Here is a 22,367-nt window from a genome sequence, read left to right as displayed (position 1 = left end):
CCTGAGGATGTTCTTGTCCGGTCAGTCGCGGGTCACGCAGACATCGACCGGGTTGTTTTTCATGTGCGCAAGCAGCACGCCGCCGCTGGCGACGAGCCAGCTCGCGAGCAGGCACCAGGCCAACGTGGTCCGGCCTGTTCCGGTGCGGCGGTTGGAGTGGTCAGGGCCTCGATCGTTCATGACCTGTTTAACGGCCTCGCCAGGACTTACTGGAGCGCACCGGCGTGAAGAGCGGCTGCACCACATCCGTGCGAGAACAGCCGCATCTGTGATGATCATGCGCCCGAGAAAGACCTCGAAAGCCGAACAACAAGCCATATGAATCAGCAGCTTGACCCACTCTGAGTGAGGGCATCGGGAAGGTGAAACAGACCTGGCAAAACTTTTGCTTTGTCCATGATCGTGAGAGGGTTGGCCGCGCGTGCGGGCATCCCTGCACCAGGCTTGGTTCACATCGGCACCATCGAAGTTCGGCCCCCGGCACAGACGGCGCGGCGGACTTGGATAGAAAGGCCCGGGCACACACGACGCAACGATGCGTCGTGCCCCGGCTGGTTGCCCGGTCACTGAAGCAGGTCGACGACACAAAGCGGGCGCAAGCCTGCGACACACCGGCACCGCATCCAGGATGGATCGGCTGTCGTCAACGCTGCGGGACGCATCGACTGCGCCGCGCAGCCCGGTTTTACCGGCTTCGTCTCCCAATGGCGGGACACGACCGACCAAGCGCGTCATTTGCCGACCGGCACGATCCGGTCACGAAAGGTTTTGCCCTACAGGCGCCAGCGATGCTGCAGGCGCAGGTCTGTGCTCGTCCCTGCGAACCGTTACCGGTCCGGGCGACACAGCCGGGTAAGGGTTGTCGGCTGCACCTGGTGCGGTCTGTTATTGCAGCAATCGGTAGAGGGAACGGGTCATGGAAAAGAAGCGTCTGGTCATGGTCGGCAACGGGATGGCGGGCTGTCGCACGCTGGAAGAGCTGCTCAAGATCGCACCGGAGATGTACGACATCACCGTGTTCGGTGCGGAGCCGCATCCGAATTACAACCGCATCCTGCTGTCGCCGGTGCTGGCCGGTGAAATGACGGTGCAGGACATCATCCTGAACGACTGGGACTGGTACCGCGACAACAACATCACGCTGCACACCGGCAAGAAGATCGTCAAGATCGACCGCAAGGCGCGCAAGGTGTTCGCCGACGACGGTACCGAGGCGGAGTACGACCGCCTGCTGCTGGCCACCGGTTCCAACCCCTTCATCCTGCCGGTGCCGGGCAAGGACCTGCCGGGCGTGATCGCCTACCGCGACATCGCCGACACCGACGCGATGATCGAAGCCGCCGCCACGCGCAAGCACGCGGTCGTCATCGGCGCCGGTCTGCTCGGACTGGAAGCGGCCAACGGTCTGGCACTGCGCGGCATGCAGGTGACCGTGGTGCATCTGGCGCCGTGGATCATGGAGCGCCAGCTCGACAAACCCTCGGCCGACATGCTGCAGGCCTCGCTGGAAAAGAAGGGCCTCGCCTTCCTGCTGGAGAAGCAGACCGAATCGCTGATCGCAGGCAGCGACGGCCGCGTGTCCGCGGTGCGCTTCAAGAGCGGCGAAACCATTCCGGCCGACCTCGTCGTGATGGCCGCCGGCATCCGCCCGAACACCCAACTTGCCGAATCGGCCGGCATCCACTGCAACCGCGGCATCGTCGTCAATGACACGCTGCAGACCTACGATCCGAAGATCTACGCGGTCGGCGAATGCGTGAACCACCGCGGCATCGCCTACGGCCTGGTCGCACCGCTGTTCGAACAGGCCAAGGTATGCGCCAACCACCTCGCCCAGTACGGCATCGGCACCTACAAAGGCTCCGTCACCTCGACCAAGCTGAAGGTCACCGGCATCGACGTGTTCTCGGCCGGCAACTTCATGGGCGGACCGGGCTGCGACGACATCGTGCTGCACGACCCGGCGGGCGGCGTTTACAAGCGCCTGGTGCTCGAAGGTGAGCGCCTGGTCGGCGCCTGTCTGTACGGCGACACCGCCGACGGCAGCTGGTACTTCCAGCTGATCAAGGACGGTCAGGACATCCACGCCGTGCGCGACCACCTGATGTTCGGTCAGAACCACCTGGGCGACGTCGGCCACAAGGGCCAGACCCAGGCGGCATCGATGCCCGATACCGCCGAAGTCTGCGGCTGCAACGGCGTTTGCAAGGGCACCATCGTCAAGGCGATCAAGGAGAAGGGGCTGTTCTCGCTGGACGACGTGCGCAAGCACACCAAGGCCTCCAGCTCCTGCGGCTCCTGCACCGGCCTGGTCGAACAGATTCTCGCCTCCTGCGTCGGCGGCGCCTACACGCCGGCCGATTCGAGCTCGAAGCCGATGTGCGGCTGCACCGACATGAACCACGGCGACGTGCGTGCGGCGATCCGCGACCGCCACCTGATCGACATCCCGACCGTGATGCGCGAGCTGAAGTGGAAAACGCCCAACGGCTGCGCTTCCTGCCGCCCGGCCCTGAACTACTACCTGATCTCGACCTGGCCGCACGAGGCGAAGGACGACGCGCAGAGCCGCTTCATCAACGAGCGTGCGCACGCCAACATCCAGAAGGACGGCACCTATTCGGTGGTGCCGCGCATGTGGGGCGGCCTGACCACGCCGGGCGAACTGCGCGCCATCGCCGACGCGGCCGAGAAGTACAAGGTGCCGACGGTGAAGGTGACCGGCGGCCAGCGCATCGACCTCTTGGGCGTGAAGAAGGACGACCTGCCGGCGATGTGGGCCGACTTCGCCAAGGCCGGCATGGTGTCCGGCCACGCCTACGGCAAGAGCCTGCGCACCGTGAAGACCTGCGTCGGCGCCGAGCACTGCCGCTTCGGCACCCAGCTGTCCATGGGTCTGGGCGTGAAGCTGGAAAAGATGCTGTTCGGCATGTACAGCCCGCACAAGGTGAAGCTCGCCGTGTCCGGCTGCCCGCGCAACTGCGCCGAAGCCGGCATCAAGGACGTGGGCGTGATCGGCGTCGAATCCGGCTATGAAATCTATGTCGCCGGCAACGGCGGCATCAAGACCGAAGTCGCGCAGTTCTTCTGCAAGGTGGCCAGCGACGACGAGGTGATGGAGTACTCCGGCGCCTTCCTGCAGCTCTACCGCGAAGAAGGCTGGTACCTCGAACGCACGGTGCACTACATCGAGCGCGTCGGTCTCGACTACGTGAAGGGCAAGGTGGTCGATGACGCCGAGAACCGCAAGGCGCTGTACGAACGCCTGCTGTTCGCGCTGCAGGACTACAAGGACCCGTGGCTGGAGCGCGCCGAAGCCGACGCGAAATCCGAGCTCGGCCGCGAGTTCCGCACCATCGCCATCAAGCAGGCGATGAAGGCCTGATCTTGGGATGAGGGGCTAGGGGTCAGGGGCTGGCGACAAGCCCACCTCGCGCGGCAAAGCCGCGCCTGTTCCCTAGCCCCTGGCCCCTAGCTCCTGGCCCCTGGCCCCCAGCCCCTCCAGACACACATACAGGAATCCTCATGAGCACCGAAACCTCCACCTGGGCGCACGTCTGCGCGCTCGAAGACATCCCGCTGCTCGGCTCGCGCGTCGTCGCGGCCGAATCCGGCGACATCGCGATCTTCCGCACCGATGGTGACCGCGTGTTCGCTGTGCATGACAAGTGCCCGCACAAGGGCGGCCCGCTGTCGCAGGGCATCGTGCATGGCGACACGGTCACCTGTCCGCTGCACAGCTGGAAGATCAAGCTGGAGTCGGGCGAGGCGGTCGCACCCGATGTCGGCTGCACGCGTGGCTTCGACGTCAAGGTCGAGAACGGCCAGGTGCTGCTGAAGGCCTGAGGTCCGCAGAGGTCCGCTGAAGCCCGCAATACCTGCGACGGCGAACGCCGTCGCAGCAATCCGAATCACCACTATCCCGAGTACGGCTGCCCGCAAGGATGCGCGCAGACCGGATTGATGACGGGGAGGTCATCCGCCGATGGACAGGAAAGCTTTTCTCAAGGCCGGCCACACGCCCACGCTGTTCGCCGCCTTTCTCTACTTCGATCTCGCCTTCATGGTGTGGGTGCTGCTCGGCCCGCTCGGTGTGCAGATCGCCCAGGACCTGCAGCTCACGCACGCGCAGAAGGGTTTCATGGTCGCTGTTCCGGTGCTGGCCGGCGCGCTGCTGCGCATGCTGATGGGCGTGCTGGTCGATCACCTGCAACCGAAGAAGGCCGGCGCCATCGGTCAGGTCATCGTCATCGCGGCGATGTTCGTCGCCTGGCAGTTCGGCATCCACAGCTATGAACAGGCGCTGCTGCTCGGCTGCTTCCTCGGCTTCGCCGGCGCCGCCTTCGCTGTCGCGCTGCCGCTGGCGTCGCGCTGGTATCCGCCGGAACACCAGGGCACGGCGCTCGGCATCGCCGGCGCCGGAAATTCGGGCACCGCACTGGCCGCGCTGTTCGCGCCGGGGCTGGCCGCGGCCTTCGGCTGGATCAACGTGTTCGGCCTGGCACTGATCCCGCTGGTCGCAGTGTTCATCTTCTACCTGCTGGTCGCGAAGGACGCGCCGGAATGCCCGCCGCCGAAGACGCTGGCCGAATACCTGAAGGTGCTGAAGGACCGCGACGCCTGGTGGTTCATGTTCTTCTACAGCGTCACCTTCGGCGGCTTCGTCGGTCTCGCTTCGTCGCTCACCATCTACTTCAATACCCAGTACGGGCTGGACGCGAAGATGGCCGGTTACTTCACTGCCGCCTGCGTGTTCGCCGGTTCGCTGGTGCGTCCGATCGGCGGCAATCTGGCCGACCGCATCGGCGGCATCCGCACGCTGAGCACGATGTACGTGATCGCCGCCGCCTTCCTGTTCGGCGTGAGCTTCGGCCTGCCGCAGGCCTGGATGGCGGTGGTCGTGTTCGTCGGCGCCATGCTGGCGCTGGGCATGGGCAACGGCGCGGTGTTCCAGCTGGTGCCGCAGCGCTTCCGCCGCGAGATCGGCGTGATGACCGGTCTGGTCGGCATGGCCGGTGGCATCGGCGGCTTCTACCTCGCCTCCTCGCTCGGCTACTCGCGCGAAGTCACCGGCAGCTACCAGACCGGCTTCGTCGTATTCGCGCTGCTGGCGGTCGCCGCGCTGGTCGGTCTGACCCGCGTGAAGACCCGCTGGCGCACCACCTGGGGCGCGGCACACCTGACGTCGGCGCGCATCTGAGCCGGGCGGCATCATGACGCTCGCAGTGTCCATCGGCCAGTGCTCGATCACCGGGCCGCGACCGCGCAACGAGGACTTCGTCGGCGCGGTCACGCCGACCGGCGAAACGCTGGACGCCAAGGGCGTGCTGCTGGCGGTCGCCGACGGTGTCGGCGGCCATGCCAAAGGACGCGAAGCGGCCGAGTTCACGGTGCGCGGCCTGCTCAACGACTACTACGCGACGCCGGACACCTGGCGCATCGCGCAGGCGATCGATCAGGTGCTGGGCGCGCTGAACCGCTGGCTGGTCGCACATGCCGCGCGCACCCGCGAATCCGCCGGCATGGCCACCACGCTGTCGGCGCTGGTGCTGCGCGGCACCCGCTGGCACCTGGCCCACGTCGGTGATTCGCGCATCTACCTCTATCGCGACGGCAGCCTGACGCAGCTCACCGAGGACCACACCTGGGCCCACCCGGAACTGTCCAACGTGCTGCACCGTGCGGTCGGCCTCGATGCGCGCCTTTCGGTCGACCACGCCGACGGCGAACTGGAGATCGGCGACACCTTCGTGTTGGTGAGCGACGGTGTCTGGAACACGCTGCGCGACGACGGCATCACCGCCGTGCTGGCGCGTGGCGGCGACGCCGAGTCGCTGGCGTCGACGCTGGTACTGCAGGCCGAAGCGCGCGGCGCCAACGACAACTGCACCGCACTGGTCGCCCGCGTCGACGCGCTGCCGCAGGCCGCGCTGCGCGACCGGCTGGCCGAGGCGGCCGGTCTGTCGCTGCCGCACCGGCTCAGCGTTGGCGACGAAATGGATGGCCTGCGCGTCGATGCGGTGCTGCACGAGTCGCGCGTCACCCTGCTCTACCGCGTCACCGATCTGGCCAGCGGCGAGGCACGCGTACTGAAAACGCTGCGCGAGGACGCCGACCCGGACGCCATTGCCGCACTGGTGCACGAAGAGTGGCTGGCGCGTCGCGTCGTGTCGCCGCAGTTCCCGCAGGTGATCGGCCACCCGCGCAGCCGCCTCTATTACCTGATGAGCTGGCACGACGGCGCCAGCCTGCGCGCGCGCCTCGATGCCGGTCACCACTTCAGCACCGAACAGGTGGTCAAGCTGGGCTGCAGCGTACTGCGCGCGCTCGGCACGCTGCACCGTCTGGGCATCGTCCACCGCGACATCAAGCCGGACAACCTGCACCTCGACAGCCAGGGCACGCTGCGCGTGCTCGATCTTGGCGTCGCGGCGTCCGACGGCGAGGACTTCAAGGAGATCAACAACCCGGGCACGCCCAGCTACATGGCGCCGGAACTGTTTGCCGGCCAGAGCGCCAGCGAATCGAGCGACCTGTTCGCGCTCGGCGTCACGCTCTACCAGCTGCTGACCCGCCACTACCCGTGGGGCGAGATCGAGCCCTTTCAGCGTCCGCGCTTCGGCGAACCGGTACCGCCCACGCGCTATCGCCCGGACGTGCCCGAGTGGCTTGAAGCGGTGCTGCTGAAAGCCATCGCCCGCAGCCCCGATGCGCGCTTCGAAACCGCCGAGGAATTCCTGCTCGCACTCGAACGTGGCGCCCACCGCCCGCTCGCGCTGCCGCGCCGCGCGCCGCTGGTCGAGCGCATGTCGATGCGTCTGCTGCGCGTGCTGCTGGTGGTGTCCCTGCTGATCAACATCCTGCTGCTGGGCGTGCTGCTGCGCTGAGGACACCCGACACCGGCAGCGCACCAGTCGCATGCATTCACAGGTCATTGCGCCCCGGCGCGGAGCGCCGACAGCCCGAACCGCACCGGTTCGCACGCGAATCGCCCCTCAGTAACGTGGCATACCCCTTGCTAAAAGTCTCGCGGAGACAAAGAACATGACCCAGAGCCAACACGAAACCCGCTCGACCTGCTGCTACTGCGGTGTCGGGTGCGGCGTGATCATCGAACACGACGGCAGCCGCATCACCGGCGTGAAGGGCGACCCCGACCACCCGGCCAACTTCGGCCGTCTGTGCACCAAGGGTTCGACCCTGCATCTGAGCGCCCGCCCGGACACGCGCGCGCTGCACCCGGAGCTGCGCACCGCGCGCGACCTGCCGCGCAGCCGCGTGAGCTGGGACGCCGCGCTGGCGCACGCCGCCGACCGCTTCGCCGCCATCATCGACGAACACGGTCCGGACGCGGTCGCCTTCTACATTTCCGGCCAGCTGCTCACCGAGGACTACTACGTCTTCAACAAGCTCGCCAAAGGGCTGATCGGCACCAATAACGTCGACACCAATTCGCGGCTGTGCATGAGTTCGGCGGTGTCGGCCTACAAGCAGACGCTGGGGGCCGACGCCCCGCCCTGCAGCTACGAGGACATCGACCACACCGACTGCCTGCTGATCGCCGGCGGCAACCCGGCCTACGCTCACCCCATCGTCTATCGCCGCATCGAGGACGCGCGTCGCGCCAACCCGGCGATGAAGATGATCGTGGTCGACCCGCGCCGCACCGACACCGCCTCCGACGCCGACCTGCACCTGCCGCTGCTGCCGGGCACCGACATCTGGCTGTACAACGCGATGCTGCACGTGCTGCTGTGGGAAGGTCACGCCGACGACACGTTCATCGCCGCGCATACCGAAGGCTTCGCCGAGTTGCGCAAGCACGTGCGCGACATCACGCCGGCGGTCGCCGCCGAGGTGTGCGGCCTGCGCGCCGAGGACATCGTCACTGCCGCCAAGTGGTTCGGCGAATCGAAGGCTGCGATGTCGATGTGGTGCCAGGGCCTGAACCAGTCGCATCACGGCACGCACAACGGAACCGCGCTGATCGCGCTGCACCTGGCGACCGGCCAGATCGGTCGCCCGGGCGCCGGCCCGTTCTCACTGACCGGCCAGCCCAATGCGATGGGCGGTCGCGAAGTGGGCGGCATGGCCAATCTGCTGTCGGCCCACCGTGACATGGCCAACGCCGAACACCGGGCCGAAGTCGCCGCGCTGTGGGGGCTGCCGGACGTGCCGGCGCAGCCCGGGCTGACCGCGGTCGAACTGTTCGACGCGGTGCGCGACGGCAAGGTGAAGGCGGTGTGGATCGCCTGTACCAACCCGGCGCACTCGATGCCGGATCAGGCGCGCATCGTCGAAGCACTGCAGGCGGCCGAATTCGTCGTCGTGCAGGACGCCTACCGCGGCACCGAAAGTGCCGCCTTCGCCGACCTGCTGCTGCCGGCCACCACCTGGGGCGAGAAGGAAGGCACGGTCACCAATTCCGAGCGGCGCATCACGCACGTCAATGCCGCGCTGCCTGCCGCCGGCGAGTCGCGCGCCGACTGGGTGATCGCACGCGACTTCGCGCGTGCGCTTGGCGCCCGCCTAGGCCGAAACGCCGACGCGCTCTTCCCCTACGAGACGGTCGAGCAGGTATTTGCCGAACACGTCGAAAGCACGCGCGGTCGCGACCTCGACATCACGGGCCTGAGCTACGCGCTGCTCGACCGACTGGGTCCGCAGCAATGGCCCTTCCCGACCGGCGCCGAAAGCGGTACTGCCACCCTTTACACCGATCGCCGCTTCGCGACGGCAAACGGTCGCGCCCGCTTCGTCGTACCGTCGGCCGCGACCACCGCGGAGAAGATCGACGCCCGCTATCCGCTGCATCTGAATACCGGCCGTCTGCGCGACCAGTGGCACTGCATGAGCCGCACCGGCCAGGTGGCTCGCCTGTACAGCCACGTCGACGAACCGCGGGTCGAGGTGCACGCCGACGACCTCGCCCGTCGCGGACTGAAGGATGGCGATCTGGTGCGCATCAAGAGCCGCCGAGGCGAAATCGTGCTGCGTGCGTACGCGAGCAACGCCCAGCGCCCGGGCAGCACCTTCGTCGCCATGCACTGGGGTCGCAACGCGCTGTCGAACAGCGGTGCCAATGCGCTCACCGCCGGCCGCGTCGACCCGTATTCAAAGCAGCCCGAACTGAAGCATGCCGCCGTGCAGATGAGTCGCGCCGACCTGCCCTTCCAGGCGCTGCTGCTGCGCACCGAAACCAGCGACGACGCGGCTCAGCAGCTCACGCTGACGCGGATGGAAGCGCTCGCACCGCTGCTCGCCCGCTTCGCCTACGCCTCGCTGTCCATGGCCGGACGCGACCGCCCGGCGCTGGTGCTGCGCATCGCGCACGACCAGCCGATTCCCGAAGACTGGCTGGCCGAACTCGACCGCCTGTGCGGTCTCGACCACCCGGCCTGTCTGGCCTACCGCGACGCGCGGCGCGACATCACCAAACGCGCGCTGATCGAGGACGGGCTGCTGACCGGCATCCGCCTGACCGGCGAAACCGCGGCCGCCGCCTGGCTGCGCGAGGTGATGGTCGAGCGTCAGCCAACGGCGGAATTGCGCCGCTGGCTGTTCGCACCGCTGGCTACGCCGCCGGTCGCCGCGAAGAGCCGTGGCCGCATCGTCTGCAACTGCCTCGATGTTGCGGAACCTGACATCGTCGAAGCGATCGCAGGCGGAGCAGACCTCGACACACTGCAGGCGACGCTGCGTTGCGGCACCTCCTGCGGCTCCTGCGTACCCGAACTGAAACGCATGCTCGACGCCCGACGGCAGGCGGCATGACAAGAAACTGAACTGGATGGAGCGACGTACGCGATGCTGAGCCCACAGAGCCTGACCGAAATGCTGTCCGCGATCGGACGCGGCGACGATGCGCGCGATCTTGCCGAAACAGAGGCACACGGTCTGTTCGCCGACATGCTGGACGGCCGCATTCCGGCGCTCGAACTGGGGGCGGTGCTGGCCAGCCTGCGCTGGAAGCACGAGTCGGCGGACGAGCTGGCGGGCTTCGCTCGCGCACTGAATGAGCGCGTCCCGACGCTGGAACTGCCGCCGCATCTGCCGCGCATGGTGGTCATTCCGAGCTACGCCCGGGCCGGCCGTGCGCCCAACCTGATGCCGCTGCTGGCGCTGATGCTGGCGCGGCTGGACGTGCCGGTGCTGGTGCACGGCCTGAGCGGCGGCAACGCGCGGCCGGGCAGTCTCGACGTGCTGGAGCGGCTCGGCCACCTGCCGTGCAGCACCGTGGCCGAGGCGCTGAACACGCTGCACGCCGGGCACTGTGCCATCCTGCCGACCGAAGTGCTGAACCCGTCGCTGGACAGCTTGATCCGGCTGCGCGAGCGCATGGGCCACCGCAATACCGCGCACGTCGTCGCCAAGCTGCTCGATCCGGCGCCACTGCACAGCCTGCGCGTCATCTGCGTCGCCGATGCTCAGCTGCTGTCACGTCTGCACGACATGTTCCTGCGTACGCCCGAAAGGGCGCTGCTGATGCGCGCGCCCGACGACGATTCATTCGCCGATCCGCTGCGCCGGCCGCGCATCGAACTGTTCGAACGCGGCAGCGCGCGCATGCTGTTCGAGGCGGAAAGCGGCGCGCTGCCGCTGACCAATCCGCTGCCGCCGGGCGAGGACATTGATGGCACCGCCGACTGCATACGGGACATGCTCGAAGGTCATCGCGCGATCCCGCAGCCCCTGCTGAACCAGCTTGCCGCCTGCCTGTTCGGCAGCGGCGCAGCGCGCGATCTGACGCACGCCAAGGCCACCGTATCGCTCGGCCTCGCACACACCGCGCACTGAGGTCTGCACGAGCGGAAGCACGCGCCCTGCATGGGCGCGAACGCTTACTGACCGTTGGCCGCCATCCAGGCGAGACAGCGCTTCCAGGCGTCTGCCGCGTCACCGGCCCGATAGCTCGGGCGGTAATCGGCGTGGAAGGCGTGCGGCGCATCCGGGTAGAGCACGATGTCCGACTTGCGCGCTGCCGCTGACGACGACTTCTTCAGCGCCGCGCGCATGGCGTCGACATCGCTGTTCGGAATGCCCTGGTCCTGACCACCGTAGAGACCCAGCACCGGCGCGTGAATGCTATCGACCACGTCGAGCGGATGCAGCGGCGTCAGTTCGCTCGGCACACCGTCGAGGCGACCGTACCAGGCGACGCCGGAGCGCAGCGCCGGCTGATGCGAGGCATAGAGCCAGGTGACGCGACCGCCCCAGCAGAAGCCGGTCGCGTGCAGGCGCTTCACGTCACCGCCCTGCTCGCGCGCCCAGTCGACGCAGGCATCCAGGTCGGCCATCACCTGAGCGTCGGCCACCTTGGACACGACGCGCTCGAGGATTTCCTGCACGCTGCCAAGCGCCGCCGGATCGCCGTGACGGAAGAACATTTCTGGCGCGACGGCCAGATAGCCTTCGTGCGCGAAGCGACGGCAGACGTCGCGGATGTGTTCGTGCACACCGAAGATTTCCGACACCACCAGCACCACCGGCGGCTTGCCCGGCGTGTCCGGCCGGGCGCTGAACAGCGGCAGCGTGCGGCCGTCGCTGGCGCGCGTCGAGGACATGCCGGTCACCAGACCGCTGTCCGGCGTCGTGATCACCTGCTGTGCAATGACCGGTTGCACTGCCATGGCAAAGCCGGCTGCGCCAGCTCCAAGCAGGAAATCACGTCGGTGGGGATTGTCGGGCTGGGTCACGTCGGCACTCCTCTTGCGGTTCGGAAAGGGTTCAGCTTTCGAGAGTTCAGCGTTCGATGAAGCGCGGTTCGGGCGCCGGCGCATCGTGTGCGTAGGCGTCGAGCTGGCGCGCCAGTTCGACGCGTCCGGCAGCGGCTGCCTGCGGCACGTAATTGCGGAACAGCTCGGCAACCGCGGCGCGCTCGCCACCCTGGAACTTGTCGGCCATCGGCATCAGTCGCTCGATCGCCTGGATGCCTTCCGGCCACTTGCCCTGCGCGGCCAGCGCGATCGACAGTTCGGCCAGACGACGCGCCAGCGGCAGGTCCGGCGTACTGCCGGCGCGCTGTTCTTCCAGTGCCAGCGTCTCGCGCAGCAGTTCCTCGGCGCCTTCCCAGTTGCCGAGCATGCGCTTGAGTTGCGCGTAGTTATATATGCGCTGCGAGCGCGCCTCGGCCGGCACGTTCTTGAAACCCGGATGGACCAGCGCCTTGTAGCACAGCTCGTCGGCGAGGCCGATATTGTTGTCGGCCCTGGCGGCCAGGCACTCGCGGAACAGGCGGTCCGACTCGTTCTCCTGTGCCTGCGCGCCTCCTGCACAGGCCAGTGCGACGGCCAGCGCAAGCGCGCCACGGACGATGCGGAACTGCTTCATGGCTTGCTTCTCCTCGGTGTAGTTATGTGTCTCAGTCGAGACGTCTTCTGAATATCCACTCGGTGGCCGTCGACGCCGCGGCGTCGAGCGCATAGCCCTCGACCGCGAAATCGCGCAGCGCGTCGGCATCGTCGATCCGCTTCTCCGCCGCGTAGCGTGCCATCAGGCCGCGCGCGCGTTTGGCGAAGAAACTGATCACCTTGTAGTTGCCGCCCTTCCAGTCCTGGAACACGGGCTGGATCACCTGCGCCTTCAGTACCTTGCGTCGCACGGACTTGAAGTACTCATCGCTGGCGAGGTTGACCAGCACCGGGTGCGCATCGTTCTCGAACAGCGCATTGAGCGCCTGCGCGGGCAGGTCACCCCAGAATGCATACAGATCCTTGCCCCGCGCGTTCGGCAGCCGGGTGCCCATTTCGAGCCGGTAAGGCAGCATCAGGTCGAGCGGACGCAGCACGCCATACAGGCCGGACAGGATGCGCACATGCTGCTGCAGCCAGTCGAGTGCCGGCGGTGGCAGGGTCGGTGCATCGAGCCCCTCGTAGACGTCGCCGTTGAAGGCGAGCACCGCCTGACGTCCCTGCGGCGCCGAGTAGTCGCGCGTCCAGTCGGCGTAGCGAGCGACGTTGAGCGCCGCCAGCGGGTCGGAGATCGACATCAGCGACGCGATGTCCGCCGGGCTCTTGCGGCGCAGGATGTCTATCAGTTCTGCGGAATGGTCGAGGAAGTCCGGACGGGTGGACTTTGTCGTGGCGAGCGGCGATTCGTAGTCGAGTGACTTGGCGGGCGACAGGACGATGATCATGGGGCTGACTTGGCAGGCGATGAGACGTGGTGCGCGGATGGTAACGTGAGCCGACGACGCTGCGCAGCAGCTTGCGGACGCGCAAAAAGAAAACGGGAGTGTCGTCACTCGACACTCCCGCTTTCCCTGGCCGCCCCGTCGGCGCGAACCGCCGGTACGCCATCCGCAGGCCCGATGAGGATGCCTGCGGAACGAATCCGTTGCTTACTTCTTGTTGATCGACTTCTTCAGCGCTGCGCCTGCAGTGAACTTGGCAGTCTTGGCGGCCGGAATCTTGATCGTTGCGCCGGTGCGCGGGTTGCGGCCGGTACGGGCAGCGCGCTTGCCGGTTGCGAAGGTACCGAAGCCCACGAGCGTGACCTTGCCGCCCTTCTTCAGTTCGGTGGTGACGGACTCGAGGAAACCATCGAGCATGCGGCCGGCGGCGGCCTTGGAAACATCGGCTTTCTTGGCGAGTGCTTCGATCAGTTCTGCTTTGTTCATCTAAGTCTCCTACTTGGTTGTACGCAAGGGCGCGCGGGAAAACCTGACGGGATGATAGTGAGGCCGGGCGCGCTTCACAAGCGGGTATGAGGACTTTCTTCATGAATTCTCGCGCCCTCCCGCAACATTTTCATCGCCAAGCCAGTTCCATGCCGGATTTCGGTGTTACCGGATGTGTGTGTTGGACACTGTTGCGAACGACCGGGCATAATCCGCGACCATGAAATTCCTGTTCGACCTGCTGCCGGTCCTGCTCTTCTTCGCAGCCTACAAGTTCGCTGGTGCGTCGCCCGAGGCCTCGCATGCGCTGGCGACCCAGCTGCTGGGCCAGGGCATCGTCGCCAGCCAGGCCCCCATACTGATCGCCACCGGTGTGGCCATCGTCGCGACCATAGGTCAGGTGCTGTGGCTGATGGCGCGCGGCCGCAAGGTCGATACCATGCTGTGGGTGAGTCTGGCCATCATCGTCGTGTTCGGCGGCGCCACGCTGTTCTTCCACGACGCGACCTTCATCAAGTGGAAGCCGACCGTGCTCTACTGGCTGTTCGCGCTGACGCTGACGGTTTCTGTTCTCTTCCTCAAGCGCAACCTGATCCGCGCACTGATGCAGGAACAGGTGGAACTGCCCGAACCCGTATGGTCGCGGCTCAACGCGTCGTGGATCGCCTTCTTCACCGTGATGGGTGTGCTCAACCTCTACGTGGCCTACAGCTACAGCGAGGAGGCGTGGGTAAACTTCAAGCTGTACGGCGGCATGGGTCTGATGTTCCTGTTCGTGCTCGCGCAGGGTTTCATGCTGTCGCGTCACATCGAAGAAAAGAATTCCTGATCCAATAGAGGACTGCATGTACTACGCATTGATGGGCGAAGACGTCCCCAACAGTCTTGAAAAACGGATGGCCGCCCGACCCGGCCACCTGGCCCGTCTGCAGGCACTGCAGGACGAAGGCCGGCTGCTGATCGCCGGCCCGCTGCCCGCCGTCGACGCCGTCGATCCGGGTGCTGCGGGCTACACCGGCAGCCTCATCGTCGCCGAGTTCGAATCGCTGGAAGCAGCGCAGGAGTGGGCGGAAGAAGACCCCTACACGGTCGAGGGCGTGTTCGCCCGGATGACCGTCAAGCCCTTCCGCAAGGTGTTCCCGGCGTGAGCGACGCCGCTGCACTCGAAGCGACGATACGCGAGCGCCTCGCAACGCTTGCGCCATCGGCGCTCGAACTGATCGACGAGTCGCACCTGCACGCCGGTCACGCCGGCGCACGTTCGGGCGGCCGGCACTATCGTCTGTCCATCGTGTCCGAGCAGTTCGACGGTCGGCGCACGATGGAACGTCACCGCATCATCTACGCTGCACTGGGCGACCTGATGCAGCGCGACATCCACGCCCTGTCCATCGTCGCACGCGCACCCGGCGAAAACGCCGCGCAGTGACGGACAGGCACAACGCAATCCGCAACCGGATTCCACCCGAAAGGTAAATCGATGAAACACACGCTTTCCGTCCTGACCCTCGCCGTGATGACCGCATTCGCCGCACCCGCCATGGCGCAGAAGGCCAAGGAGAAGGCTGCAGCGCCCGCCGCCGCGCCGGCTGAAGGCGTGCTCGCTACGGTCAATGGCAAGGCGATCCCGCAGGGCCGCGCCGACATCATGATCCGCAACCAGGTAGCCCAGGGCCAGCAGGACGGCGACCAGCTGCGCAACGCAGTGCGCGAGGAACTGATCCGCCGCGAAGTGCTGACCCAGGCCGCTGCCGCCAAGGGCATGGACAAGAACGCCGCGCTGATGCACCAGGCCGAACTGGCCAAGCAGGCAGTGCTGATCCAGGCCTATCTGCAGGATTACGTGCGCAGCCACCCGGTCACCGAAGACACGATCAAGGCCGAGTACGAGAAGATCAAGACCGGTCTGGGCAACAAGGAATACAAGGCGCGCCACATCCTGGTGAAGACCGAGGACAAGGCAAAGGAAATCATCGGCAAGCTGCAGGCCGGCGAGAAGTTCGAGGACCTGGCCAAGGATTCCGAAGATCCGGGTTCGAAGGACCGCGGCGGCGACCTCGGCTGGAGCGCGCCGGCGCAGTACGTGAAACCCTTCTCGGAAGCGCTGGTCAAGCTCGAGAAGGGCAAGTTCACGCCGCAACCGGTGCGCAGCGACTTCGGCTATCACATCATCAAGCTGGAAGACGTGCGCGACCTGAAGCTGCCGTCCTATGATGAAGCAAAGCCGCAGATCGCCCAGCGTCTGGAGCAGCAGACCATCGCCGCCCACGTGAACGAACTGCGTCAGAAGGCCGCGATCAAGTAATCACCCGGCGCCGCCCGCCTCACGGCGCGTCGCCTCAACCCCGCGTCCACCCGGCCGTAAATCCGGTCGGATGGACCGAGGAAGGAAGGACGCGACATGGGACAGCACGCACCCGAGCAGGGCCTGGAACCGGCGCACGAGCCGGAGTCGATGCTGCGCCTGTGGTGGCGCTACATCTGGCCCTTCCTCTACTTCCGCGATTGCACGCGCGGCTCCTGGATGGAGCGCGTGCAGAGCTACCGTCACAACCGCTCGATGCGGCGCCACCTGCCCGGCTTCATCGTGAAGTGGCTGCTGTTCACCGCCTTCTGGTTCGCCTTCGGCATGATGTTCGACGAGTTTGCCGGCCTGGTGATTCCAGCCGCCTGCTGCTTCGTCACCGGCACCTGGACCGGCATCGTCGCCATCGTTCTCGCCGTGGCGTGGACCTGGCTGGAGCGCTTCCCCGAGCTGTACTGACCCTCGGGGAAACATCCTGCCTTCCCAGGCCCTGCCCGCTCAGCGTGCGGCCAGTCGCGCCGCCTGCTGCGCAACGCGTGCGCCGAACAGTCGCGCGGTCTTCAGATCGCCTTCGACCATTTCATCGACCGACGCATCCGACGGCGTAGCCGCCATCGCACCGGCGAAGGACGCCACGTAGTTGATGTCCTCGCGCGTCGCCGCCTTGCTGTTGCTCGGCATCAGGCCGGTGCCGACCCACAGCATGCTGTGCTGCATCGCCAGCGTCATGAAGTAATGCAACGTCGAGTGCTTGTCGCCGTTCATCGACGCCGAGTTGGTGAAGCCGGCAGCCAGCTTGTCCTTCCACTGCTGCGTGAACCACGGCTTCGAGGTCGCGTCGGCGAATTTCTTGAACTGCCACGACACGGTGCCCATATAGGTCGGGCTGCCGAACACGATGGCGTCTGCCGCCAGCAGCGTCGCCCAGGCCGACTCCGGAACATTGCCCTCGGCGTCGATTTCGATCTGCTGCACCTGCGCACTTTCGGCCGCGCCGTCGGCAACTGCCTGCGCCATGCGGCGGGTGTGGCCGTAGCCGCTGTGATAAACGATGGCAACTTGCGTCATGCTGATCTCCCTTCAGTAGTGGAATGACTGCCCAGATCGAACAGCAGCGCATGTGCAGCACGCCCCTGTTCAAGTACAACTTCGTCCTCGTGCTCGATGCGCAGCGCATCGCCAGTTTCGAGGCGCTGCCCGTTCACCGTCAGTTCGCCGTCGATCAGGTGCACATAGGCCTTGCGGCCGGCGGCGAGAGGGTGGGTGAGCGGCGCGTGACCGCTGTCGAGGCGGCTCGCGTACATCGCAACGTCGGCGTGGATGGTGAGTGCGCCGTCGCGTCCCTCTGCATTCACCAGCGGCAGCAGACGACCCTGCCGCGCGCTGTCGGCGAAGTGCTGCTGTGCGTAGCCGGGGGCGATGCCGCGCGATTGCGGCAGCAGCCAGATCTGCAGCATGCGTACCGGTGTCGTCGCGGCGTGGTTGAACTCGCTGTGCTTGACGCCAGTGCCGGCGCTCATGCGCTGCACGTCGCCGGCGCGCAGCACGCCGGTATTGCCGAGTGAATCGCGGTGCGTCAGTTCGCCCGCCAGCACCACGGTGACGATTTCCATGTCGCGGTGCGGATGGGTGCCGAAACCGCCTGACGGCTCTATCGTGTCTTCCATCAGCGCGCGCAGCGTGCCGAAACCCATGTGTGCCGGGTCGTAGTAGTCGGCGAAGGAGAAACTGAAATGCGACTGGCCCCAGCCGTGGTCGTCGAAGCCGCGTTCGGAAGATTTGCGCAGACTGATCATTGCTCATCTCCTTGATGTGTTGGTCGATAAGTGCATTGTGGAGACGGGCCGATCGCCGATGTCGGCATGTCGCTGATATCATCATTCAAATTATTTGAACGACCACATTTCAACCGCCGTGTCCGAACGCGACCATCCTCTGACACCCGAAGCGATCCGTCTGATCGCCACCATCGACGAAGCCGGCAGCTTCGCCGCCGCAGCGCGCGTGCTCGGCAAGGTGCCGTCGGCGCTGAGCTACAGCGTGCGCCAGCTCGAAGATGCGCTCGACGTGCTGCTGTTCGACCGCGCCAGCCGTACCGCCGTGCTGACGCCGGCCGGTCGCGAGCTGCTGATCGAAGGCCGGCGCCTGCTGCTGGAGATGGACGCCGTCGCCAGCCGCGTCAAGCGTGTCGCCAGCGGCTGGGAAGGCCAGCTGGCCATCGCCGCCAACGCGCTGATGTGCCCGCACACGCTGCTCGATCTGGTCGACGCCTTCTACGCCCAGCGCGACACCGCGCGCCTGCCGCCGCCGACGCGCATCCGTTTGCGTCAGGAAGTGCTGTCCGGCACCTGGGAGGCGCTGCTGTCGGGCGCGGCGGATCTGGCCATCGGCGTCGATGCCGACGACTCGCGGGTCAGCGGCGTGCAGGTCGAGGCGCTCGGTGACATCCCCTTCGTATTCGTCGTGGCGCCGCACCACCCGCTGGCGCGCGTCGCCGAGCCGCTGGATCCGGCGATGATCCGCATGCACCGCGCGGTCGCCATCGCCGACAGCGCGATGAAGCTGTCGCCGGTGTCGCGCAATCTGCTGCCCGGTCAGGACGTGCTCACGGTGCCGACGCTGGACATGAAGATAGACGCGCAGCTGCGCGGCCTCGGCTGCGGTTTCCTGCCCGAGGCGCGCGTGCGCGCCCACATCGAAGCGGGACGACTGGTGGCGAAAGCGACTGGCGAGGACAAGGTCGCCCGCTTCGCCATCGCCTGGCGCAGCGCCGGCCAGCGCGGCCGCGCACTCGACTGGTGGCTGCAGCAACTGGCCAGCCCGCGCACCCGCCGGGCCCTGCTCGAAGGCGTGCCGGCATGAGCGCGCAACGCCTGCCGGTGGTGCTGCTGACCGGCTTTCTCGGCGCCGGTAAGACCACGCTGCTGAACCGCCTGCTTGCGCGTGCCGACATGGCCGACACGCTGGTCATCGTGAACGAGTTCGGCGAAGCCTCGCTCGATCACCGGCTGGTCACGCACACCGCCGACCAGACCGTGGTCGAACTGGCCAGCGGCTGCGTCTGCTGCACGCTGCGCGGCGACCTCGCACAGACCTTGCGCGACGCGCACTGGCGCTTCGCCCGCGCCGGCCGCCGCCAGTTCGAGCGCATCGTCATCGAAACCACCGGCCTGGCCGATCCAGCGCCGGTGCTGCGCACGCTGGCCGCCGATGCGCGCGTGGTCGAGCGCTACCGGCTGAATTGCACGCTCACCGTCGTCGATGCCACGCACGCGGCGGCGACGCTGGCCATGCGCCCGGAAGCGGTGCGCCAGGTCGCCGCGGCCGACCGCCTGCTGATGAGCAAGACCGATCTCGCCGACGCCGACGCGGTCGCCACGCTGCGGCAGACGCTGGCCGCGCTGAACCCGTTCGCGCCGCAGCTCGACCTGCAGACCGCCAGCCTCGGGCCTGCGCTGTTCGACCCGCCCGCCGTCATGCGCTACCGCGCCGCACCGCCGACCATCGCCGCGCCGCATGCCGTGCGGGCAGACAGCACCCTGATCGAACAGCCGCTGCAGCGCGCGCAGATCGACGCCTGGCTCGCCGCCTGGCCGGACATCGCCGGCCCCGGCCTGTTGCGCATGAAGGCCCTGTTCGACGTCGCCGGCGAGTCGCGCCCGCTGGTCGTGCAGGGCGTACAGCACGCGCTCTACCCGCCGACACTCCTGCCCGCCTGGCCAGACGCCGCGCGCGGCTCGACCGTCGTGTGCATCACCCAGGGCATAGCCGACACCCGTCTGCAGGCCTGGCTGTCCGCGCTTCATCACGATTGAACCCGCGCGCCGTCGCTTCGCTCACAATGCAGTCTTCCGCACGTACCACCGCATCCATGTCAGCCGCACACAAACGACTCGACGAGATCGAGTTCGACAACCTGTTCGTCCGCAGCCTGCCGGCGGATCCATCGGACCTGATCCGCTCCCGCCAGGTGCGCAACGCGTCGTATACCTTCACGCCGCCGACGCCGGTGGCCGCGCCCGAACTGCTGGCCTGGTCCGACGTGCTCGGCACCCAGCTCGGGCTCGCCCGCCCGGCGCGGGTCGACGCGGCGGTCGAGGCGCTGGCCGGCAACCGCGTGCTGCCCGGCATGCAGCCCTACTCCGCGCGCTACGGCGGCCACCAGTTCGGCAACTGGGCCGGCCAGCTCGGCGACGGCCGCGCCATCACGCTGGGCGAAATGTTCGACATCCACGGTCAGCGGCAGGAACTGCAACTGAAGGGCGCCGGACCGACCCCCTACTCGCGCCGCGCCGATGGCCGCGCAGTACTGCGTTCGTCGGTGCGCGAATTCCTGTGCAGCGAAGCGATGTTCCACCTCGGCATTCCGACCACGCGCGCGCTGAGTCTGGTCGCCACCGGCGACCAGGTGGTGCGCGACATGTTCTACGACGGGCGTCCGGAGTACGAGCCTGGTGCCATCGTCTGCCGCGTCGCACCGAGCTTCGTGCGCTTCGGCCACTTCGAAATCCTGACTTCGGAGCAGGAACTGCCGCTGCTGCGCCAGCTCGCCGACTGGGTGATGACGCATCACTACCCGGGCATCGGCTCCTACGCCGAATGGTTCTCCGAAATCTGCCGCCGCACCGCGACGCTGATGGTCGAGTGGATGCGCGTCGGCTTCGTGCATGGCGTCATGAACACCGACAACATGTCCATCCTCGGCCTGACCATAGACTACGGCCCCTACGGCTGGCTCGAAGGCGTCGACATGATGTGGACGCCGAACACCACGGACGCCCAGGGCCGCCGCTACTGCTATGGCCGCCAGCCGCAGATCGGCTACTGGAACCTCACCCGTCTGGCCGCAGCGCTGGCGCCACTGATCGACGACCGCGACGCCATCGACGCCGCGCTCGAACGCTACGAACAGACCTTCGCCGACGGCTGGACCGCGATGCTGGCCAACAAGCTCGGCCTGCCGCTGCCCGCGCCCGGCGACGACGCCGACCAGGACATGCGCAGCCGTCTGTTCCAGTTGCTGCAGCACGAAGAGTGCGACTTCACGATCTTCTTCCGCCGCCTGGCCGACGTGCCGCTCGCCGCCGCCGCGGCGGGCGACGCGGCAGCACTCGCGCCGCTGCATGAGGCCTTCTACAGCGGCGACGGACCGTCGCCCGAGCATGGCCGCGAGCTGCTCGGCTGGCTGCAGCAGTGGGCGCAGCGCATCAACGCAGGCGCCGAGCCGGATGCCGCGCGCATCGCCCGCATGAACGCGACCAATCCGAAGTACATCGTCCGCAACTGGCTCGCCCAGCGCGCGATCGACGATGCCACCGCCGGTGACACCGGCATGATCGAGCGCCTGCTGAAGATGATGCAGCGCCCCTACGACGAACAGCCGGAGTTCGACGACCTCGCCGGCCGCCGCCCGGAATGGGCGCGCAACAAGCCCGGCTGTTCCGCACTGTCCTGCAGCTCATGAACCTGACCAGCCTGCGCACCCACTGCTACCACGGCCTCGAAGCCGGCCCGAAACTGATCGTGCTCGGCGCCGTGCACGGCAACGAGACCTGCGGCACCCAGGGCATCGCCCGCGTCCTCGGCGAACTCGACCGTGGCGAACTGCGCATCCTGCGCGGCTCGGTCACCTTCGTGCCGGTCGCCAACCCGCTCGCCTATCTGCGCGGTCAGCGGGCGGGCGACCGCAACCTGAACCGCAATCTCGGCCTGAAGGACGCACCGCAGGACTACGAGGACCGCATCGCCAACGCACTGTGCCCGCTGCTGGCGGCGCACGAGGTGCTGCTCGACCTGCATTCCTTCCACACCGGCGGCGAGCCCTTCGCCATGCTCGGCCCGCAGGACAACACCGGCCCGCTCGAACCCTTCGCCCACGCCGCAGCCGAAGAGGCGATGGCGCTGCGCCTCGGTGCACGTCGCCTGGTCGAAGGCTGGCTCGACACCTACGCCGCCGGCGTGCGCACCCGGCTCGCGCGCACCGCGCCGACCGAGCGTGCGCAACTGCTCAGCACCGACCCCGACTACGGCGTCGGCACCACCGAATACATGCGCCGCATGGGCGGCTACGCGATCACGCTCGAATGCGGCCAGCACGAAGACCCGGCCGCGCCCGATTTCGCCTGGCGGGCGATCCGCAACACGCTGGCCCACCTCGGCCTGACCGACGAAACACGGCCGCCTGCGCGCTCCGACTGCGAACTGCTGAAGCTGGTCGAAGTGATCGACCGTCTGCATGCCGGTGACACGTTCGCGCGCCCGTGGGCCAGCTTCGACCCGGTGTCCGCCGGCGACCTGATCGGCACGCGCGAGGACGGCAGCGAAGTACGCGCCCGACGCGACGGCTTCATCGTCTTCCCCAATCCCGCCGCCACGCCGGGCAACGAGTGGTTCTATTTCGCCCAGCGCAGCCAGCGCGTGCTGCACGGCTGACACTGAGCCGGT

The 22,367-nt window shown here is 67.2% G+C and carries 22 protein-coding genes; 15 read left to right on the top strand and 7 right to left on the bottom strand.

The features are described 5' to 3' along the window. Positions 1-21: 21 nt before the first annotated feature. Positions 22-180, bottom strand: coding sequence for a hypothetical protein (locus METRZ18153_RS20865; RefSeq protein ID WP_157257221.1), 159 nt, complete (start codon positions 178-180; stop codon positions 22-24). 736 nt (positions 181-916) lie between these two features. Between METRZ18153_RS20865 and nirB the strand changes: the two genes are divergently transcribed. The 6 genes from nirB (at position 917) to ybiB (ending at position 10,797) form a co-directional block, all read left to right on the top strand. Continuing rightward, on the top strand, positions 917-3,385 hold the full coding sequence (gene nirB, locus METRZ18153_RS0109155) for a nitrite reductase large subunit NirB (protein ID WP_020164451.1): 2,469 nt from the start codon (positions 917-919) through the stop codon (positions 3,383-3,385). A gap of 140 nt (positions 3,386-3,525) precedes the next feature. Next, positions 3,526-3,846 carry a nitrite reductase small subunit NirD gene (gene nirD, locus METRZ18153_RS0109150; RefSeq protein WP_020164450.1) on the top strand — a complete coding sequence of 107 codons (321 nt, stop codon included), beginning with the start codon at positions 3,526-3,528 and terminating at the stop codon, positions 3,844-3,846. A gap of 139 nt (positions 3,847-3,985) precedes the next feature. Next, positions 3,986-5,200, top strand: a complete 1,215-nt coding sequence (locus tag METRZ18153_RS0109145; protein ID WP_020164449.1) for a nitrate/nitrite transporter — start codon at positions 3,986-3,988, stop codon at positions 5,198-5,200. Between the two features lie 13 nt (positions 5,201-5,213). Continuing rightward, positions 5,214-6,887, top strand: a complete 1,674-nt coding sequence (locus METRZ18153_RS0109140; RefSeq protein WP_020164448.1) for a bifunctional protein-serine/threonine kinase/phosphatase — start codon at positions 5,214-5,216, stop codon at positions 6,885-6,887. A 157-nt stretch (positions 6,888-7,044) separates the two neighbouring features. After that, positions 7,045-9,774, top strand: coding sequence for a nitrate reductase (locus METRZ18153_RS0109135; protein WP_020164447.1), 2,730 nt, complete (start codon positions 7,045-7,047; stop codon positions 9,772-9,774). Positions 9,775-9,807: 33 nt separating this feature from the next. Then, positions 9,808-10,797: a DNA-binding protein YbiB gene (gene ybiB / locus METRZ18153_RS0109130; protein ID WP_020164446.1), complete on the top strand. Its 990-nt coding sequence runs from the start codon at positions 9,808-9,810 to the stop codon at positions 10,795-10,797. A gap of 44 nt (positions 10,798-10,841) precedes the next feature. Here the strand turns inward: ybiB and METRZ18153_RS0109125 are convergent, their stop codons facing one another. From METRZ18153_RS0109125 to METRZ18153_RS0109110, 4 genes are all read right to left on the bottom strand, one after another. Continuing rightward, the gene (locus tag METRZ18153_RS0109125; protein WP_020164445.1) at positions 10,842-11,630 is read right to left on the bottom strand and encodes a dienelactone hydrolase family protein; all 789 of its coding nucleotides are present in this window, start codon (positions 11,628-11,630) and stop codon (positions 10,842-10,844) included. Positions 11,631-11,742: 112 nt separating this feature from the next. Next, positions 11,743-12,330 carry a hypothetical protein gene (locus tag METRZ18153_RS0109120; RefSeq protein ID WP_020164444.1) on the bottom strand — a complete coding sequence of 196 codons (588 nt, stop codon included), beginning with the start codon at positions 12,328-12,330 and terminating at the stop codon, positions 11,743-11,745. Between the two features lie 31 nt (positions 12,331-12,361). Beyond that, a complete protein-coding gene (yaaA, locus tag METRZ18153_RS0109115; RefSeq protein WP_020164443.1) occupies positions 12,362-13,135 on the bottom strand; it encodes a peroxide stress protein YaaA in 774 nt (257 codons plus the stop codon). A gap of 204 nt (positions 13,136-13,339) precedes the next feature. Next, positions 13,340-13,618, bottom strand: a complete 279-nt coding sequence (locus tag METRZ18153_RS0109110; RefSeq protein ID WP_019918484.1) for an HU family DNA-binding protein — start codon at positions 13,616-13,618, stop codon at positions 13,340-13,342. 220 nt (positions 13,619-13,838) lie between these two features. Between METRZ18153_RS0109110 and METRZ18153_RS0109105 the strand changes: the two genes are divergently transcribed. From METRZ18153_RS0109105 to METRZ18153_RS0109085, 5 genes are all read left to right on the top strand, one after another. Next, entirely contained in the window at positions 13,839-14,447 is a 609-nt protein-coding gene (locus METRZ18153_RS0109105) for a septation protein A (RefSeq protein WP_020164442.1), read from the top strand. Between the two features lie 16 nt (positions 14,448-14,463). Further along, positions 14,464-14,766: a YciI family protein gene (locus METRZ18153_RS0109100; protein WP_029143660.1), complete on the top strand. Its 303-nt coding sequence runs from the start codon at positions 14,464-14,466 to the stop codon at positions 14,764-14,766. Continuing rightward, complete coding sequence (locus METRZ18153_RS0109095) at positions 14,763-15,047, top strand: BolA family protein (RefSeq protein ID WP_020164440.1); 285 nt, start codon at positions 14,763-14,765, stop codon at positions 15,045-15,047. The genes METRZ18153_RS0109100 and METRZ18153_RS0109095 overlap by 4 nt, the downstream gene beginning before the upstream one ends. Before the next feature lie 51 nt (positions 15,048-15,098). Then, positions 15,099-15,923, top strand: a complete 825-nt coding sequence (locus METRZ18153_RS0109090; protein WP_020164439.1) for a peptidylprolyl isomerase — start codon at positions 15,099-15,101, stop codon at positions 15,921-15,923. A 96-nt stretch (positions 15,924-16,019) separates the two neighbouring features. After that, complete coding sequence (locus METRZ18153_RS0109085; RefSeq protein ID WP_020164438.1) at positions 16,020-16,382, top strand: hypothetical protein; 363 nt, start codon at positions 16,020-16,022, stop codon at positions 16,380-16,382. 39 nt (positions 16,383-16,421) lie between these two features. Here the strand turns inward: METRZ18153_RS0109085 and METRZ18153_RS0109080 are convergent, their stop codons facing one another. Further along, positions 16,422-16,991, bottom strand: coding sequence for a flavodoxin family protein (locus METRZ18153_RS0109080; protein WP_020164437.1), 570 nt, complete (start codon positions 16,989-16,991; stop codon positions 16,422-16,424). Next, on the bottom strand, positions 16,988-17,719 hold the full coding sequence (locus METRZ18153_RS0109075) for a pirin family protein (RefSeq protein ID WP_020164436.1): 732 nt from the start codon (positions 17,717-17,719) through the stop codon (positions 16,988-16,990). Before METRZ18153_RS0109075 ends, METRZ18153_RS0109080 begins: the two co-directional genes overlap by 4 nt. A gap of 118 nt (positions 17,720-17,837) precedes the next feature. Here METRZ18153_RS0109075 and METRZ18153_RS0109070 point away from each other — a divergent pair, with 118 nt between their 5' ends. From METRZ18153_RS0109070 to METRZ18153_RS0109055, 4 genes are read left to right on the top strand one after another with little or no spacing between them, the layout of a single operon-like run. Continuing rightward, on the top strand, positions 17,838-18,785 hold the full coding sequence (locus METRZ18153_RS0109070) for a LysR family transcriptional regulator (protein WP_029143659.1): 948 nt from the start codon (positions 17,838-17,840) through the stop codon (positions 18,783-18,785). Next, positions 18,782-19,738, top strand: coding sequence for a CobW family GTP-binding protein (locus METRZ18153_RS0109065; protein ID WP_020164434.1), 957 nt, complete (start codon positions 18,782-18,784; stop codon positions 19,736-19,738). Before METRZ18153_RS0109070 ends, METRZ18153_RS0109065 begins: the two co-directional genes overlap by 4 nt. A gap of 56 nt (positions 19,739-19,794) precedes the next feature. Beyond that, positions 19,795-21,387 carry a protein adenylyltransferase SelO gene (locus METRZ18153_RS0109060; protein ID WP_020164433.1) on the top strand — a complete coding sequence of 531 codons (1,593 nt, stop codon included), beginning with the start codon at positions 19,795-19,797 and terminating at the stop codon, positions 21,385-21,387. Then, complete coding sequence (locus tag METRZ18153_RS0109055) at positions 21,384-22,355, top strand: M14 family metallopeptidase (protein WP_043364132.1); 972 nt, start codon at positions 21,384-21,386, stop codon at positions 22,353-22,355. Before METRZ18153_RS0109060 ends, METRZ18153_RS0109055 begins: the two co-directional genes overlap by 4 nt. The last annotated feature ends 12 nt before the right edge of the window (positions 22,356-22,367 follow it).

The organism is Methyloversatilis discipulorum, assembly GCF_000385375.1.
Taxonomy (GTDB): Bacteria; Pseudomonadota; Gammaproteobacteria; order Burkholderiales; family Rhodocyclaceae; genus Methyloversatilis; species Methyloversatilis discipulorum_A.
This window is presented reverse-complemented; position numbering and strand designations above follow the sequence as displayed.

What these genes read in the sequence shown, in the direction of transcription:
- METRZ18153_RS20865 (WP_157257221.1), bottom strand. Translation starts at nt 180, where the DNA reads ATGAACGATCGAGGCCCTGACCACTCCAACCGCCGCACCGGAACAGGC.
- nirB (WP_020164451.1), top strand. Translation starts at nt 917, where the DNA reads ATGGAAAAGAAGCGTCTGGTCATGGTCGGCAACGGGATGGCGGGCTGT.
- nirD (WP_020164450.1), top strand. Translation starts at nt 3,526, where the DNA reads ATGAGCACCGAAACCTCCACCTGGGCGCACGTCTGCGCGCTCGAAGAC.
- METRZ18153_RS0109145 (WP_020164449.1), top strand. Translation starts at nt 3,986, where the DNA reads ATGGACAGGAAAGCTTTTCTCAAGGCCGGCCACACGCCCACGCTGTTC.
- METRZ18153_RS0109140 (WP_020164448.1), top strand. Translation starts at nt 5,214, where the DNA reads ATGACGCTCGCAGTGTCCATCGGCCAGTGCTCGATCACCGGGCCGCGA.
- METRZ18153_RS0109135 (WP_020164447.1), top strand. Translation starts at nt 7,045, where the DNA reads ATGACCCAGAGCCAACACGAAACCCGCTCGACCTGCTGCTACTGCGGT.
- ybiB (WP_020164446.1), top strand. Translation starts at nt 9,808, where the DNA reads ATGCTGAGCCCACAGAGCCTGACCGAAATGCTGTCCGCGATCGGACGC.
- METRZ18153_RS0109125 (WP_020164445.1), bottom strand. Translation starts at nt 11,630, where the DNA reads ATGGCAGTGCAACCGGTCATTGCACAGCAGGTGATCACGACGCCGGAC.
- METRZ18153_RS0109120 (WP_020164444.1), bottom strand. Translation starts at nt 12,330, where the DNA reads ATGAAGCAGTTCCGCATCGTCCGTGGCGCGCTTGCGCTGGCCGTCGCA.
- yaaA (WP_020164443.1), bottom strand. Translation starts at nt 13,135, where the DNA reads ATGATCATCGTCCTGTCGCCCGCCAAGTCACTCGACTACGAATCGCCG.
- METRZ18153_RS0109110 (WP_019918484.1), bottom strand. Translation starts at nt 13,618, where the DNA reads ATGAACAAAGCAGAACTGATCGAAGCACTCGCCAAGAAAGCCGATGTT.
- METRZ18153_RS0109105 (WP_020164442.1), top strand. Translation starts at nt 13,839, where the DNA reads ATGAAATTCCTGTTCGACCTGCTGCCGGTCCTGCTCTTCTTCGCAGCC.
- METRZ18153_RS0109100 (WP_029143660.1), top strand. Translation starts at nt 14,464, where the DNA reads ATGTACTACGCATTGATGGGCGAAGACGTCCCCAACAGTCTTGAAAAA.
- METRZ18153_RS0109090 (WP_020164439.1), top strand. Translation starts at nt 15,099, where the DNA reads ATGAAACACACGCTTTCCGTCCTGACCCTCGCCGTGATGACCGCATTC.
- METRZ18153_RS0109085 (WP_020164438.1), top strand. Translation starts at nt 16,020, where the DNA reads ATGGGACAGCACGCACCCGAGCAGGGCCTGGAACCGGCGCACGAGCCG.
- METRZ18153_RS0109080 (WP_020164437.1), bottom strand. Translation starts at nt 16,991, where the DNA reads ATGACGCAAGTTGCCATCGTTTATCACAGCGGCTACGGCCACACCCGC.
- METRZ18153_RS0109075 (WP_020164436.1), bottom strand. Translation starts at nt 17,719, where the DNA reads ATGATCAGTCTGCGCAAATCTTCCGAACGCGGCTTCGACGACCACGGC.
- METRZ18153_RS0109065 (WP_020164434.1), top strand. Translation starts at nt 18,782, where the DNA reads ATGAGCGCGCAACGCCTGCCGGTGGTGCTGCTGACCGGCTTTCTCGGC.
- METRZ18153_RS0109060 (WP_020164433.1), top strand. Translation starts at nt 19,795, where the DNA reads ATGTCAGCCGCACACAAACGACTCGACGAGATCGAGTTCGACAACCTG.
- METRZ18153_RS0109055 (WP_043364132.1), top strand. Translation starts at nt 21,384, where the DNA reads ATGAACCTGACCAGCCTGCGCACCCACTGCTACCACGGCCTCGAAGCC.